Raw genomic sequence first — 14,260 nt, 5'->3', positions numbered from 1 at the left:
AGGAAGATTCGTATCCATGCAGGTCTGGCCGGGACAGGCGTACCCCCTGGGCGCCACCTATGACGGAGCGGGCACCAACTTCGCGGTCTTCTCGGAGGCGGCGCACCGCATCGAACTGTGTCTCATCGACGACGACGGCACGGAGACGTCCGTCGAACTGCGCGAGACGGACGCCTTCGTCCGGCACGCGTACCTGCCGGGCGTGATGCCCGGACAGCGGTACGGCTTCCGGGTGCACGGGCCGTACGCGCCGGAGCGCGGGCTGCGCTGCAACCCGGCGAAGCTCCTCCTCGACCCGTACGCGCGGGCGATGTCGGGCTCGATCGCCTGGGGCGAGGCGGTGTACGGGTACCCCTTCGGGCGGCCCGACGCGCGCAACGACCTGGACTCGGCCCCGCACACCATGACCTCGGTGGTGGTGAACCCGTACTTCGACTGGGGCGACGACCGGCGGCCGCGCACCGAGTACCACCACACGGTGATCTACGAGGCCCATGTGAAGGGCCTGACGATGCTCCACCCGGACCTTCCGGAGGAGCTGCGCGGCACCTACGCGGGGCTCGCGCACCCGGCGGTGATCAACCATCTGAAGGAACTCGGCGTCACCGCGCTGGAACTGATGCCGGTGCACCAGTTCGTCAACGACCACCGGCTGGTCGACGCGGGCCTGTCGAACTACTGGGGCTACAACACCATCGGCTTCTTCGCCCCGCACAACGCGTACGCCTCCTGGGGCGACCGCGGGCAGCAGGTGCTGGAGTTCAAGTCGGCGGTGCGCGCCCTGCACCAGGCCGGCATCGAGGTCATCCTCGACGTCGTCTACAACCACACGGCGGAGGGCAACCACCTGGGCCCGACGCTCTCCTTCCGCGGCCTGGACAACCCCTCGTACTACCGGCTCGCGGACGACCCGCGGTACTACATGGACACCACCGGCACCGGGAACTCGCTGCTCATGCGGTCCCCGCACGTCCTCCAGATGATCATGGACAGCCTGCGGTACTGGGTGACCGAGATGCACGTGGACGGCTTCCGCTTCGACCTGGCGGCCACCCTGGCCCGCCAGTTCCACGAGGTGGACCGGCTGTCGTCCTTCTTCGACCTGGTGCAGCAGGACCCGGTGGTCAGCCAGGTGAAGCTCATCGCGGAGCCGTGGGACGTCGGCGAGGGCGGCTACCAGGTGGGCAACTTCCCGCCGCTGTGGACCGAGTGGAACGGCAAGTACCGGGACTGCGTGCGGGACCTGTGGCGGGGCGAGCCGCGCACGCTCGCCGAGTTCGCCTCCCGGCTGACCGGCTCCTCCGACCTGTACCAGGACGACGGGCGGCGCCCCCTCGCCTCGGTCAACTTCGTTACCTGCCACGACGGTTTCACCCTCCGCGACCTCGTCTCGTACGACGAGAAGCACAACGAGGCGAACGGGGAGGGCAACCGGGACGGCGAGAGCCACAACCGGTCCTGGAACTGCGGGCAGGAGGGCGAGACCGACGACGTCGGGATCATCGAGCTGCGGGCGCGGCAGATGCGCAACTTCCTCGCCACCCTGATGCTGTCGCAGGGCGTGCCGATGCTCAGCCACGGCGACGAGTTCGGGCGCACCCAGGGCGGCAACAACAACGCCTACTGCCAGGACGGCGAGGTCTCCTGGGTGCGGTGGCCGAAGGAGAACAGCGAGGCCGAGGCGGTCCTGCTGCGCTTCACCCGGGCGATGGTGCGGCTCCGCCGCGAGCACCCGGTCTTCCGGCGGCGCCGCTTCTTCCACGGCCGGCCGGTGGAGGGCACCCACGACGAGCTCACCGACATCGCCTGGTTCACGCCGGAGGGCGAGGAGATGACGGCCCGCGACTGGCAGGCGGCGCACGCCCGGGCGCTCACCGTCTTCCTCAACGGCAACGCCATCTCCGAACCGGGCACGCAGGGCGAGCGGATCGCCGACGACTCCTTCCTGCTGATGTTCAACGCCTCCTCGCAGGAGCTGGAGTTCGCCGTGCCGGACAGCCACGGGCGGTGCTGGCGGACGGTGGTGGACACCTCGGACCCGGAGGGGATGCCGCCGCAGGAAGGACCGGAGATCGTCGCGGGCGAGCGCGTCACCCTCGCGCCGCTGAGTCTGACGGTGCTGCGCCGTCCGGCGTGAGTGATCCGCGCGGCGCTCCGGTCCGTACGGTCCAGGAGAGCGCCGCGCAGGCCGCGGCCGCCCCCACCGCCACCCCGAAGGCGGCGGGGGCGCCGTGCTGTTCGGCGAGCCGGCCGGACAGGGCCAGGGCGAGCGCCTGGCCGCCGACGATCCCGCTGGTCAGGAAGGCCATGGACTCGGCGAGCCGGGCGGCCGGAACGGCCCGCTCGGTCAGCGCGAAGACCGTGATGAGGTGCGGGGCGTAGGCGGCGCCGAGGACGGTCACCACCGCGTAGAGGGCGATGAGCGAGTCGGCCGCGAGCAGCGGGAGGGAGAGCAGCACGAGGCCGGCGGTCGCGGTCCGCCAGCGGAGGGTGAGGCCGATCCGGGCGGGCAGGGCGGCGAGCGAGAGGCCGACGGCGGCGCTCATCACGCCCATCGCCGCGTAGACGAGACCCGCCTGGGCGGGGGCGCCGAGGGCGGCGGTGAGGGCGGTGATCCCGGCCTGGGAGGCGCCGAACATGGCGCCCTGGAGGACCATCGTCACCCGGAGGGCGTAGGCGGTTCCGGGCAGCCGCGTCCGTTCGGCGGCGCCCGTGCGGGTGGCGGTCGCCCCGGCTCCGGTGGCGGTGGCGCGGGCGGTGGGGTGGAGGGCGAAGCCGGTGCCGCAGAGGGCGAGCAGCAGGGCCGCGCCGAGCAGGGCGGCGCCCGGGTGGGCGAGGGCGGCGGCGAGGCCGACGAGCGCCGGGCCGAGGACGAAGGACACCTCGTCGAGGGTGCCCTCGAAGGAGAGGACGGCGCCCACCGTCCGGTCGTCGGCTCCGGCCCGGCGGGCGAGCGCCACCGAGCGGGTCCGGGCGAGCGGTCCGATCTGCGGGACGGTCGCCCCGGCGAGCAGGGCGAGCGGGACCAGCAGGCCGGTGGGGGCGCGGGCGACGGCGGCGAGGACGAGGGCGGCGACCGCGAGCGCGTTGGCGAGGGAGGCGGCGAGGACGGGGCCGCGCTGGCCGCGCCGGTCGGCGAGCCGGCCGAGAAGCGGCCCGGCGACGGTCTGCCCGGCGGCCAGCGCGCCTCCGGCGAGACCCGCCGTGGCCAGGGAACCGCTCGTCTGCGCGACCAGCAGCACGCTGCCGAGCTGGCACATCGCGGTCGGCAGCCGGCCCAGGAAGGAGAGGACCGGCAGGGCGGGGCCCAGCAGCGAGAAGGTGTCGCGGTACATCCGGAGCATCGGCCGAAACTAACGCGATGCACCCGAACGGGTGCATCGGGCGATGACACGGAAGCTGCCGTACGGGGTACGTACGTTCGCATGACGCCCAACCCGGCCTCGTCCGCGCCCCCTCCGGCCTCCTCCGCCTCCGCCCCGGCCTCGCCCTCCCCCGGCCCGGTCCCGTCCGCCTCCGCCCCGGACTCCCCCTCTCCGGACTCCCCCCGCCACGCCCCGGACTCCGCCGGCCGCGGGCCGGGCCCCGCGGTCCCCTACGCGCCCGCCGTCGTGCCCACCGCCACCTACCGGCTCCAGCTCCAGCCCGCGTTCCCGTTCGCCGCGGCGGAGCGGGCCGTGCCGCACCTCGCCGGGCTCGGCGTCTCGCACCTGCACCTCTCCCCCGTCCTGGAGGCGGTGCCCGGCTCGCTCCACGGGTACGACGTCACCGACCACCGCGCGGTCCGGGCGGAACTCGGCGGCGAGGCGGGGCTGCGGTCGCTCGCCGCCACCGCCCGCGCCCACGGCCTCGGCCTGGTGGTGGACCTGGTGCCCAACCACATGGCGGCCTCGCCCGCCCACAACCACGCGCTGCGGGAGGTGCTGCGGCACGGGCCGGACTCTCCGTACGGGCGCTGGTTCGACGTGGACCGGTCGGCCGGCGACGGGCGGCTGCTGCTGCCGGTGCTGCCCGCCCGCCTGTCGGAGGTGCGGGACCGGCTCCGGGTCGAGGACGGCGCGCTCCGCCTGGACGGGCAGGAGTTCCCGCTCCGCGAGGGCACCGAGGGCCTGCCGCTGGACGCGCTGCTCGCCGCCCAGTGGTACCGGCTCGGCTGGTGGCGGCTGGCCCGCACCGAGCTCGGCTACCGGCGCTTCTTCACCGTCTCTGACCTCATCGGGGTGCGGGTGGAGGACCCGGAGGTCTTCGCGGCGACCCACGCCAAGATCCTGGAGCTGGTCGCCGACGGGGTGGTGGAGGGGCTGCGCATCGACCATCCGGACGGACTCGCCGATCCCCAGGGCTACTTGGAGCGGCTGGCGGAGGCGACCGGCGGGCGGTGCTGGACGGTGGTCGAGAAGATCCTCACCGGGCCCGAGACCCTGCCGGACGCCTGGCCGGTGTCCGGGACGACCGGATACGACGCGCTCCGCCTGGTCGACGGCGTGCTCACCGACGCCGAGGGGGCCGCCGGGCTCACCGACCTCTACCGGCGGTTCGCCGGACGCTCGGCGGACCGGGGCGGGGAGTGGGAGGCGACCGCCCGGCGCGCCGGGTACGAGGTGGTGCGGCACGACCTGGCGGCCGAGACGGCCGTCCTGACCCGGGCGGCGGTCCGGCTCTGCGCCGCCGACCCCGAACTCCAGGACCACGCGCCCTGGGCGCTGCGGACCGCGGTCGAGGAACTCCTCGTCCGCATGCCGGTCTACCGGCCCTACCGGACCGGCGCCGAGGAGGTGCTCACGCCCGAGGCCGCCCGGGGCGCGCGGGCCGCGTTCGCCGTGCCGGAGGAGGCCGCCGCCGTGGACACCGTGCGGGGACTCCTCCTCGGCGGACGGGGCGACTCCCCCGGACACCGGGTGTTCCGGGCCCGGTTCGCGCAGACGTCCTCGGCGCTGCGGGCCAAGTCGACCGAGGACACCGCCTTCTACCGGTACGCCCCGCTGCTCTCGGCCAACGAGGTCGGCGGCGACCCGGGCCGGCCCGGCGTCGGCGTCGCGGAGTTCCACGCCGCCTGCGCCCGGCTGGCCCGCGACTGGCCGGCCGGCGGCACGGTCCTCACCACCCACGACACCAAGCGCAGCGCCGACGTGCGGGCGGCGATCGCGGTCCTCGCCCAGTGCCCGGACGTGTGGGCCGGTCTGCTGGCCGAGGTCGCCGGCGTCCCGGCGCCCGACCCGCACCTCGCCTGGACGGCCTGGCAGACCGCCTTCGGCTTCGGCACCCCGGACCCGGAGCGGATCGGCCCCGCGGTGCTCAAGGCCGTACGGGAGGAGGGGCTGCGGACCTCCTGGACCGAGCAGGACGCCGCGTACGAGCGGGCGGTGGCCGACTTCGTGGCGGCCGGGCCCGGCCGCGTACCGCTGCGGACGGCGTCCGAGGCGGCCTTCGCCCTGGAGCCGCACATCCGGGCGCACGCGGACGCCGCGGCCCTGGTCCAGCTGACCATGCCGGGCGTGCCGGAGCTGTACCAGAACACCGAGCGGGAGTACCGGGCGCTGGTCGACCCGGACAACCGGGCCCCGTTCGCGCCGGGTCCGGACGACGGGCGGACCGCGCTCGTGCGGGCGGCGCTGCGGCTGCGCCGGGAGCGTCCGGCGGCCTTCGGTCCCGGCTCCACCCACGCGCCGCTCGCCGCCGAGGGTCCGGCGGCCGCGCACTGCCTCGCCTTCGCCCGCTCGGGCGAGGTGGTCACCGCGGTGACCCGGCTGTCGCTGCGGCTCGCGGAGGCGGGCGGCTGGCGCGACACGGAGCTGGTGCTCCCGGAGGGCCGCTGGGCCGATGTCCTCGACGGCGTGCGGGAGTTCAGCGGTGGACCGGAGAGCGAGCTGAAGCTGGCGGAGCTGTTCGCGGACCGGCCCGTCGCACTCCTCGCGCGGGTCACCGCGTGACCGCATACTGACGGGACCGTGCTCGACGAGAGGGGGAGGACATGGCGCTGTGGGTGCTGTTCGGGGGGCTGGGGGGCCTCGTCGCGGTGCTGACGGTGGTGCTGACGCGCCGCGGCGGGTCCAGGACGGAGAACGCGGAGGGCCTGCGCATCGAGGAGCGGGCCCGGTTCCAGGCGTCGCAGGACCGCGTCTCGTACAACTCCTGGGCGGTGCACAACGCCCCGCCGAACCAGAGCGACGCCTACCAGCGGCGCCGCTGACGGGAGCGGGTGGCGCCGGTCCGCGGGACCGCGCCACCCGCGTGCCGCCGGCCGGTCAGAGGCGGTTGGCGCGCGTGACCTCGCACTTGGTGTACTCGGAGCCGTCGCCGGTACCCGGGTAGGGGGTGGCCAGTTCGGCCTTGGCGGTGGCGCCGGCGGCGACCGCGATGCCGGTCTTCACGGCGGTCGCGGGGGTCGCGCTTCCGCCGGTGAACTTCATGGTGACGCTGTAGTCGTAGTCGAGCGCGCCGTCGTTCTTGATGGTGACCCGGGCGGTCAGGTTCTTGGTCGCCGGGTCGTAGGCGCACGTGTCGATGGTGACGTCGCGGGCGGCCTTGTCGGCGCTGCCGCTGCCGCCGCCGGACACCGAGCCGCCGGAGCCGCCGCTGCCGGCGTCGTCGTCGCCGTTGTGGCTGCCGCCGGAGCTGGAGCTGGAACTGGAGCCGGAGCCGCTGCTGTTGTCGCAGCCGCCGCCGTTCGAACCGCGGGCGCCGGTGAGGGCGAGGACGGCGATGCCGAAGACGGCGACCGCACGGACATGACGAAGCTTCACGTGTTCATTCCCCGTTGGAAGTGGTGCGTCAGAAAGGCTCGCTTGACGAGCACACGTCACCCTAGCAGCGGGGCGGCGGCCCCCGGATCAGCCGTTCGGCCGCACCACCAGCGTCCTCGGGGCACGGGTGATCAGCCCGGCCGGGGCCGGGCGGAAGCCGTCGTCCAGCCTCAGCCGGGGCATCGCCCCGAAGAGCGCGCGGACCGCGTACTCCGCCTCCAGCCCGGCCAGGATCACGGCCGGGCAGAACCCGGGCCCGTAGGTGAGCTGGTCCGCGTCGTCGCGGAGCGGATCGAAGCGGTCCGGCTCGCGGAACCGCTCCGGGTCCCGGCCCGCCGCGCCGATCAGCAGCGCGACCGAGGACCCGCCCGGCAGGATCCCGCCGCTCACCCGCACGTCCTCGCGGGTGCGGCGGACGGCGATCTGCACCGGCGGGTCGCGGCGCAGCGACTCCGCCCACGCCCGGGCCACCAGGCCCGCCGGGGCGCCGCGCAGGGCGGCGGTCTGGTCGGGGTCGGCGAGGACGTTGCCGAGGAAGGAGGCCAGCGCCTTCTCCCGTACCGCGATCTGCCCGCCGCACTCGCCGGCGAGCGCCGTCGCGGCCCGGCCCCGCACCAGCCGCATCATGTCCCGGTACGGGACGCCGACGGCGGCGGCGACGGTGCCGGCCGGGAGCCAGTGGCAGAAGTCGGCCACCAGGTCGGCCCGGTCGCGGCCGGCGATCCGCCGGGCCAGGACGTACGCGGTGCGTTCCACGACGGCCCGCAGCTCGGCGAGGTCCACGTCGACGTGGGCCCGGGCGCACGCCGGGTCGCCGGGCCGGTGCCCGTGGGTGAAGCGGGGGTCGGTGAGGGCGGTGGCCACGTCCGCGTACCGGCTGAGGACCCAGGCGCGCAGCAGCGGGTCGTACGTGAGCGGGAACTCCTCGCGCAGCCGGCGGTGGACGGGGTGCGGGTCGAGGGCGGCCCCGGGGTCCAGCGGGCTGGGGGGCACGGTCCGTCCGCCGGGCGGCGCGGGCGGTCCGGCGGCCGGGTCGGCGACGGAGCGGACCCGTCCGGGCGCCGCCGCGGCGGTGCGCCCCGCGGGTGCCATGGCGGGCAGCCGCCGCCAGGGGTCGTCGTCCTCGCGGTGTCCCGTCCCGCGGTTCGGCTCGTCGCGCATCGCGCCCCCTGTCGTCCGGCGGTGCCTGCCGCGGCCGGGATCGTGGCGCGCGTCCCCCCAGCCCATCACCGCCGGCCCGCCCCCGCCCGCCACGTACGGCCGATCGGGTGAGGGGGCACCGTCCTGACCTCGAAGGACCCGACGGGCCGGGGGCCTTCGGGACGGGGGCGGCGGGCAGCGGGCAGCAGGCAGCAGGCCGACCGGGCAGAGGGCCGGCCGGGGACAGGGCCCCGGCCGCCGTGCCGCCGTACCCGGGTCAGTCGACGGAGAGGCGGAAGGTCATCTCCCCGAACCCGACGACGTCGCCGGCCCGCACCACGACGGCGCCGACGACCCGGCGCCCGTTGACGGTCGTGCCGTTGGTGGAGCCGAGGTCGCGCAGCACCCACAGCCCGCCCTGGAGGGAGAGCTCGGCGTGCAGCCGGGAGGCCGTCTCGTGGCTGAGCCGCAGCCCGTTCACCGGGTCGCGGCCGATCCGCAGCGGGTACGGCCCCGGCTGCGGCAGCAGCAGCTTCGGCAGCCGCTCGGAGTGCCAGGCGCGGCCTATGCGGGCGGTGAACGCCGACATCCGCTCGACCGCGCCGACCACCCGCCGGGTCCAGCCTCCCTCGCCGCGCAGGTCGGCGGTGAGCACGGCGAGTTCGTCGGGACGGCGGGCCTCCAGCGCCCGCTCCATCCGGAAGAGGAAGGTGTCGTGCGAGAGACGGCCCTGTGCCGCGCCCTCCCGGAGCAGGACCAGCGCACGGTCCCGCTCGGCATCGGTCAGCCGGGGGGCGTGCGCCGGAGGCTCGTAAGGGGTCGTCACACCGTGATTGTCCGCGTGTCCGGGCCGGACTGTCCAGAAGCGTCCCGTCCCGGGGCCGTACCGGCTCCGCCACAAATTCCCGTACCCGCCCGGCAAGATCACTGCTACGGTCTGCGGGCTCGATCAACCGTACCCCTGGGGGAACCACCGTATGACCGACGACCTCGTCGTCCGCCCGCTCGCCGGGCCCGAGGAACTGGACCTTTTCCTCGGCCTCACCTACACGCTCGACCACGAACTCGCCGACGACCTCGGCACCGGCCGCCGCCGCCCGGAGTGGCTCTGGGTGGCCCTCCGCGACGGCCGGCTGCTCGGCCGCATCGCCTGGTGGACCAACAAGGACGGGGGCGAGCCGCTCGCCCTCGACTTCTTCGACCTCGACCCGGAGCTGCCGGCGGGGGAGGCGGCGGAGGTGGGCCGCCGGCTGCTGCGGACCGCCATGGCCGCCGTCGTACCGGCCGGCACCGTGCCGCCGGAGTACAACCGCTACCTGCCCGCCGACTGGCGCGAGGTCCCCGGGACCCGCGACCGCGTGGAGCTGCTGCTCTCCCTCCTGGCGGAGACGGGCGCCCGGCCGCTGGTCGAGCGGCTGCGCCTGGAGTGGCTGCCCGGGACGCCGGTGGCGGAGCCCACGGGCCGGCTGGTGTTCCGCCCGGTGCGGGACCGCGAGGACCTGCTCGCCCTGATGACGCCGGTGATGGAGGGCACGCTCGACGCGCACGGCCAGGCCGACCTGGGCGAGGGGCTGACCCTCCGGGAGGCCGCCGAGCGTCACTACGACGACGAGTTCCCGCACTACAGCTCGCCGCGCGAGTGGTGGCAGGTGGCCGAACTGCCGGGCACCGGCGAGCCGGTCGGCTTCGTCGTCCCCGCCCGCAACAACTACAACCCGATCATCGCCTACATCGGTGTGCTCCCCGCCCACCGGGGCCACGGGTACATCGACGACATCCTCGCCGAGGGCACCCGGATCCTCGCCGAGGCCGGCATGGAGCGCGTCCGCGCCGCGACCGACCTGGGGAACGTGCCGATGGCGGCGGCGTTCGCCCGCGCCGGATACGTGAACTTCCAGCGCCAGGTGGACTACGTGTGGGACGCGCCGGGCGCGTCGCCGTCCTGACTGCCAGGATGGGGTGGGACGCCGCTCCCTGAGCGGCGGGGCCGTCCGTACCGGTACCGACGTCTGCGAGGAGAACCGCCGTGCTCTTCGAGGTCTGGGCGCCGCACGCCCGCGACCGGGTGACCCTGGAGCTGAACGGCGCCGGGCACCCGCTGGACCGGGACCCGCCGCGGGAGGGCTGGTGGACCGGCACCGTACCGGCCTCCGACGGCGACCGGTACGGCTTCCGCCTCGACGACGGACCCGTCCGCCCCGATCCGCGCGGCCGCAGGCTGCCGGACGGGCCGGACGGGCTCAGCGCCGTCGTCGACCACGCGGCCTACGCATGGCGCCACGAGCCGCCCCGGCTGCGGCTGCGCGGCGCGGTCCTCTACGAGCTGCACGTCGGCACCTTCACCCCGGAGGGCACCCTCGACGCGGCCGCGGCCCGGCTCGGGGAGCTCGCCGGGCTCGGCATCACCCATGTGGAGCTGATGCCGCTCTGCCCGTTCCCCGGCGTGCGCGGCTGGGGGTACGACGGGGTGGCGCCGTGGGCGGTGCACGAGCCGTACGGCGGGCCCGAGGCGCTGAAGCGGTTCACCGACACGGCGCACGGCCTGGGCATGGGCGTGGTCCTCGACGTGGTCCACAACCACCTGGGCCCCTCCGGCAACCACCTCCCGTCCTTCGGGCCGTACTTCACCGACACCCACCACACCCCGTGGGGCGCGGCGGTGAACCTGGACGCGGCCGGCTCGGACGAGGTGCGGGCGTACTTCCTCGGCAGCGCGCTCGCCTGGCTGCGCGACTACCGGATCGACGGACTGCGGCTCGACGCGGTGCACGCGCTCGCCGACGACCGCGCCCTCACCTTCCTGGAGGAACTGTCGGCCTCGGTCGACGAGCTGGCGAGGGAACAGGGCCGCCAGCACTTCCTGATCGGCGAGTCCGACCTCGCCGACCCGCGCACCACCACGCCGCGCACCCACGGCGGCCTCGGTCTGCACGCCCAGTGGAACGACGACTTCCACCACGCCCTGCACACCGCGCTGACCGGAGAGGCACAGGGCTACTACGCCGACTTCGCGCGCGCCCCGATGGCCGCGCTGGCCAAGACCCTCACCCGCGTCTTCTTCCACGACGGCACCTGGTCGTCCTTCCGCGGCCGGCACCACGGCCGCCCGGTCGACCGGGAGCGCACCCCCGCCCACCGCTTCCTGGGTTATGCCCAGACCCACGACCAGATCGGCAACCGGGCGCTGGGGGACCGCCTTTCGGCCTCCCTCTCCCCCGGCCTGCTGGCCTGCGCGGCGGCGCTCGTGCTCACCGGCCCGTCCGTGCCGATGCTGTTCATGGGCGAGGAGTGGGGTGCCCGCACCCCCTGGCAGTACTTCACCGACCACACCGACCCGGAGCTCGCGGAGGCCGTACGGCGGGGCAGACGGCGGGAGTTCGCGGCGCACGGCTGGGACGAGGGCGAGGTGCCCGACCCGCAGGACCCGGCGACCCGGGACCGCTCGGTCCTCGACCGCGCCGAGCGCGAGCGCGACCCGCACCGGCGGCTCCTGGCCTGGCACCGCGAGCTGATCGCCCTCCGCCGCACCCTGCCCGACCTGACCGATCCGGACCTGGGCGGGGTGAAGGTCGCCTTCGACGAGGACGCCCGCTGGCTGGTCTTCCGGCGCGGCGACGTCCGGGTGGCGGTCAATCTGGGCCCGGAGCCGGCCGCGATCCCGCTGGGCTCGAACGGCCGGGACCGGGTCCTCGCCGCCTGGGAGCCGGCCGAGGCCCCCGCCCGCGACGGGCTGCTGCGCCTCGGCGCCGAGTCGGCGGTGGTCCTGGCGGACGGCTGAAGCGGGGCGGCGCGCGGGGCGGGCGGGCGCGCTGGGCCGGGCGGGCGCCGCTCGGGGGCACGGCCGGAGTGTTCCGGGCGGGCCGGGGCGGCGGGCGGCCATAGTGCCCCGCATGACACCCTCCACTCCCCCTCGCCGCCGCGCCCGCGGCCGGGTCCGCGCGGCGGTCCTGGGCGCCGCCCTCCTCGCGCTCGTCGCGCCGTCGGCCGCCCCCGCCGTCCCGGCCCCCGCGGGCGCCGCGCCGCACGGGTCCGAGACGTGCGCGCGCACGCCCGGGCCGCTCTCCGGGGACGCCCGGCGCGTCCTGGAGGTCGCGCGGAAGGCCAGGAAGGACCTGAGGCTCAACGCCGTGCTGCTGCGGGTGACGGTGGACGGGCGCGAGGTCGTCACGGGGGCGCTGGGCGAGTCCATGACGGGCGTGCCGGCCGAGCCGGACATGCACTTCCGGGCCGGTTCCGTCGCCTTCGCCCACATCGGGACGGCCCTGCTGCGGCTGGTCGAGCAGCGCCGGGTGCGGCTCGACGACACGGTGGAGCGCTGGCTGCCGGAGGTCCCGAGGGCCGGCGAGATCACCCTGCGGATGCTGGCGAACAACACCTCGGGCCTGCACGACTACGTCACCGACCCGGCGTTCGGCGCCGAGCTCACCCCGCACCCCTTCAAGCAGTGGACTCCCGAGGAGCTGCTCGCCTTCCCGTTCTCCCACGACCTCTGGTACGACCCGGGCACCAACTGGAGCTACTCGCACGCCAACTACCTGCTGCTGAGCCGGGCCCTGGAGCGGATCACCGGCACCCGCATCGACCGCCTGGTCCGTGAGCTGGTGACCGGCCCGCTGGGGCTGCGGGAGACCAGGAACTCCTTCACGCCCGAGATCCCGGCCCCGGTGCTGCACGCCTTCACCTCGGACCGGGGCCTCTACGAGGAGTCCACCTTCTGGAACCCCTCGTGGACCACCGGTCCCGGCGCCGTCATCACCAGCACCGTCTGCGACATGGCCCGCTCGGCCCAGGGCATCGGCAGCGGCGAGCTGATCGGCCCGCGTTCGTACCGCGTCCTGCTCGACCCCGGCACGGTCGGCCTCGGCACGCCGACGCGCACGTGCCCGGCCACGATCTGCCTGAAGCAGACCGAGGAGCGGCACTTCGGGCTGGGCGTGATCGTCTCCGGCGGGTGGCTGCTCCAGAACCCGTCCTTCTCCGGCTACGCGGCCCTCCAGGCGTACCTGCCGTCGAAGAGGCTGGCCATCGCGGTCTCGGCGACGAAGACGGCGACGACCGCCGACGGGAACATGGCGCAGGAGGTCGCCGGCCGGATCGCCGCCGCGCTCGCCCCGGAGGACCCGCTGGTGCCGTGACCCGGCCCGCCCGGCCGCCGCTACCCGACGATCGCCATCTCGTGCGGGGTGGCGTTGAAGCGGCGGCCGGTGCCGTCCTCGGTCATCGTCACGATGTCCTCGATGCGGACGCCGAAGCGGCCGGGCAGGTAGATCCCCGGCTCGACGGAGAAGCACATGCCGGGGACGACGGGCCGCTCCTCGCCCTCGATCATGTAGGGCGGTTCGTGGGTGGTGACGCCGATGCCGTGGCCGGTGCGGTGGATGAAGTACTCGCCGTACCCGGCGTCCGTGATGACCTGGCGGGCCGCGCGGTCCACGTCCTGGCAGGCGATGCCGGGCCTGACCGCCTCGAAGCCGGCCTGCTGGGCCTCGCGGACGACGTCGTGGACCCGGCGCTCCTCGTCGGTGGGTTCGCCGACGTGGACGGTCCGCGTGGTGTCGGAGCCGTAGCCGTGCTTGAGCCCGCCGAAGTCGAGGACGACCATGTCGCCGCGCTCGATGACCCGCTCGCCAGCCTCGTGGTGCGGGTTGGCGCCGTTGGGGCCCGAGCCGACGACGGTGAAGTCGACCTGGGAGTGGCCGAACTCCCTGAGCAGCCGGGCCAGGTCGGCGGCGACCTCGGTCTCGCGGCGGCCCTCGAACCGCACCTTCAGGATCTCCTCGTACGCCCGGTCGGCGGCGGCCCCCGCGGCCGCGATCCGGTCCAGCTCATGGGCGTCCTTGACGGCCCGCAGCATCGGCAGCGCCTCGGTGAGGGAGACGTACGAGGTCCCCGGCAGGGCCTGCTGGAGGCCGAGGAGGTGCATGGCCCAGGCGTTGTCGCTGACGCCGAAGCGCCCGGCGGCGTCGAGGAGCGGGGCGGTGACCGCGTACGGGTCCTTGCCGTCGGTCCAGTCGCGGAGGGCCAGCGCGGGGGCGCCGGCGGCCCGCTGCGCGTCGGGGGCCTCCAGGGTGGGGACGACGAGGACCGGGTCCTGGCCGGGGGCGATCACCAGGACGGTGAGCCGTTCGGTGATCGCGGTCGGCCGGTAGCCGGTCAGGTAGACGAGGTCGGGGCCGGGGGCGACGAGCACCCCGGCGAGTCCGGCGTCGGCGGCCGAGGCGGCCGCCCGGTCCATCCGGGCCCGGTAGTCGTCGGCGGTGAAGGGCGCCGGGGCGTCACCGGCGGCTTCGGCGGGGGTGCTCGGCATGGGGTCTCCTTCGCGGCGGCGCGGGCGGTCGTCCTCCAGCATCCTGCCCGCAGGTCCCGGCCGCCGCGAC

11 protein-coding genes are annotated in these 14,260 nt (G+C 75.3%); 6 read left to right on the top strand and 5 right to left on the bottom strand.

Features of this window, described 5'->3' with window-relative positions; genetic code table 11:
• Positions 1–16 precede the first annotated feature (16 nt).
• Entirely contained in the window at positions 17–2,137 is a 2,121-nt protein-coding gene (glgX, locus tag ACFVU3_RS07410) for a glycogen debranching protein GlgX (protein ID WP_390064503.1), read from the top strand.
• Here the strand turns inward: glgX and ACFVU3_RS07405 are convergent.
• Positions 2,091–3,335: an MFS transporter gene (locus ACFVU3_RS07405; protein ID WP_390064901.1), complete on the bottom strand. Its 1,245-nt coding sequence runs from the start codon at positions 3,333–3,335 to the stop codon at positions 2,091–2,093. The two genes, glgX and ACFVU3_RS07405, sit on opposite strands and share 47 nt — an antisense overlap.
• Before the next feature lie 90 nt (positions 3,336–3,425).
• On the opposite strand from ACFVU3_RS07405, the gene treY reads away from it, so the two are divergent.
• Positions 3,426–5,930 carry a malto-oligosyltrehalose synthase gene (gene treY / locus ACFVU3_RS07400; protein ID WP_390064502.1) on the top strand — a complete coding sequence of 835 codons (2,505 nt, stop codon included), beginning with the start codon at positions 3,426–3,428 and terminating at the stop codon, positions 5,928–5,930.
• A gap of 41 nt (positions 5,931–5,971) precedes the next feature.
• Positions 5,972–6,190: a hypothetical protein gene (locus tag ACFVU3_RS07395; RefSeq protein WP_390064501.1), complete on the top strand. Its 219-nt coding sequence runs from the start codon at positions 5,972–5,974 to the stop codon at positions 6,188–6,190.
• Between the two features lie 55 nt (positions 6,191–6,245).
• Here ACFVU3_RS07395 and ACFVU3_RS07390 read toward each other — a convergent pair whose 3' ends face one another.
• The 3 genes from ACFVU3_RS07390 to ACFVU3_RS07380 all read right to left on the bottom strand — a co-directional run bounded on the left by ACFVU3_RS07390 (position 6,246) and on the right by ACFVU3_RS07380 (position 8,709).
• Positions 6,246–6,743, bottom strand: coding sequence for a hypothetical protein (locus ACFVU3_RS07390; RefSeq protein ID WP_390064499.1), 498 nt, complete (start codon positions 6,741–6,743; stop codon positions 6,246–6,248).
• Between the two features lie 87 nt (positions 6,744–6,830).
• Complete coding sequence (locus tag ACFVU3_RS07385; protein WP_390064497.1) at positions 6,831–7,904, bottom strand: cytochrome P450; 1,074 nt, start codon at positions 7,902–7,904, stop codon at positions 6,831–6,833.
• A 256-nt stretch (positions 7,905–8,160) separates the two neighbouring features.
• Complete coding sequence (locus ACFVU3_RS07380; protein ID WP_390064496.1) at positions 8,161–8,709, bottom strand: FHA domain-containing protein; 549 nt, start codon at positions 8,707–8,709, stop codon at positions 8,161–8,163.
• 151 nt (positions 8,710–8,860) lie between these two features.
• Here ACFVU3_RS07380 and ACFVU3_RS07375 point away from each other — a divergent pair, with 151 nt between their 5' ends.
• The 3 genes from ACFVU3_RS07375 to ACFVU3_RS07365 all read left to right on the top strand — a co-directional run bounded on the left by ACFVU3_RS07375 (position 8,861) and on the right by ACFVU3_RS07365 (position 13,018).
• Entirely contained in the window at positions 8,861–9,829 is a 969-nt protein-coding gene (locus ACFVU3_RS07375) for a GNAT family N-acetyltransferase (RefSeq protein WP_390064495.1), read from the top strand.
• 80 nt (positions 9,830–9,909) lie between these two features.
• Complete coding sequence (gene treZ / locus ACFVU3_RS07370; RefSeq protein ID WP_390064494.1) at positions 9,910–11,661, top strand: malto-oligosyltrehalose trehalohydrolase; 1,752 nt, start codon at positions 9,910–9,912, stop codon at positions 11,659–11,661.
• A gap of 112 nt (positions 11,662–11,773) precedes the next feature.
• Positions 11,774–13,018, top strand: a complete 1,245-nt coding sequence (locus ACFVU3_RS07365; RefSeq protein WP_390064492.1) for a serine hydrolase domain-containing protein — start codon at positions 11,774–11,776, stop codon at positions 13,016–13,018.
• Between the two features lie 20 nt (positions 13,019–13,038).
• Here ACFVU3_RS07365 and ACFVU3_RS07360 read toward each other — a convergent pair whose 3' ends face one another.
• Entirely contained in the window at positions 13,039–14,190 is a 1,152-nt protein-coding gene (locus ACFVU3_RS07360) for an aminopeptidase P family protein (RefSeq protein WP_390064491.1), read from the bottom strand.
• Between the last annotated feature and the right edge of the window lie 70 nt (positions 14,191–14,260).

This window comes from Streptomyces sp. NPDC058052 (assembly GCF_042885515.1).
In the GTDB taxonomy this organism is placed as follows: Bacteria; Actinomycetota; Actinomycetes; order Streptomycetales; family Streptomycetaceae; genus Streptomyces.
Note: the sequence above shows the minus strand (reverse complement) of the source record. Positions and strands in the feature narration are given on the sequence as shown.

Coding starts and splice junctions, on each gene's coding strand:
- glgX (WP_390064503.1), top strand. CDS start 17: ATGCAGGTCTGGCCGGGACAGGCGTACCCCCTGGGCGCCACCTATGAC.
- ACFVU3_RS07405 (WP_390064901.1), bottom strand. CDS start 3,335: ATGTACCGCGACACCTTCTCGCTGCTGGGCCCCGCCCTGCCGGTCCTC.
- treY (WP_390064502.1), top strand. CDS start 3,426: ATGACGCCCAACCCGGCCTCGTCCGCGCCCCCTCCGGCCTCCTCCGCC.
- ACFVU3_RS07395 (WP_390064501.1), top strand. CDS start 5,972: ATGGCGCTGTGGGTGCTGTTCGGGGGGCTGGGGGGCCTCGTCGCGGTG.
- ACFVU3_RS07385 (WP_390064497.1), bottom strand. CDS start 7,904: ATGCGCGACGAGCCGAACCGCGGGACGGGACACCGCGAGGACGACGAC.
- ACFVU3_RS07375 (WP_390064495.1), top strand. CDS start 8,861: ATGACCGACGACCTCGTCGTCCGCCCGCTCGCCGGGCCCGAGGAACTG.
- ACFVU3_RS07365 (WP_390064492.1), top strand. CDS start 11,774: ATGACACCCTCCACTCCCCCTCGCCGCCGCGCCCGCGGCCGGGTCCGC.
- ACFVU3_RS07360 (WP_390064491.1), bottom strand. CDS start 14,190: ATGCCGAGCACCCCCGCCGAAGCCGCCGGTGACGCCCCGGCGCCCTTC.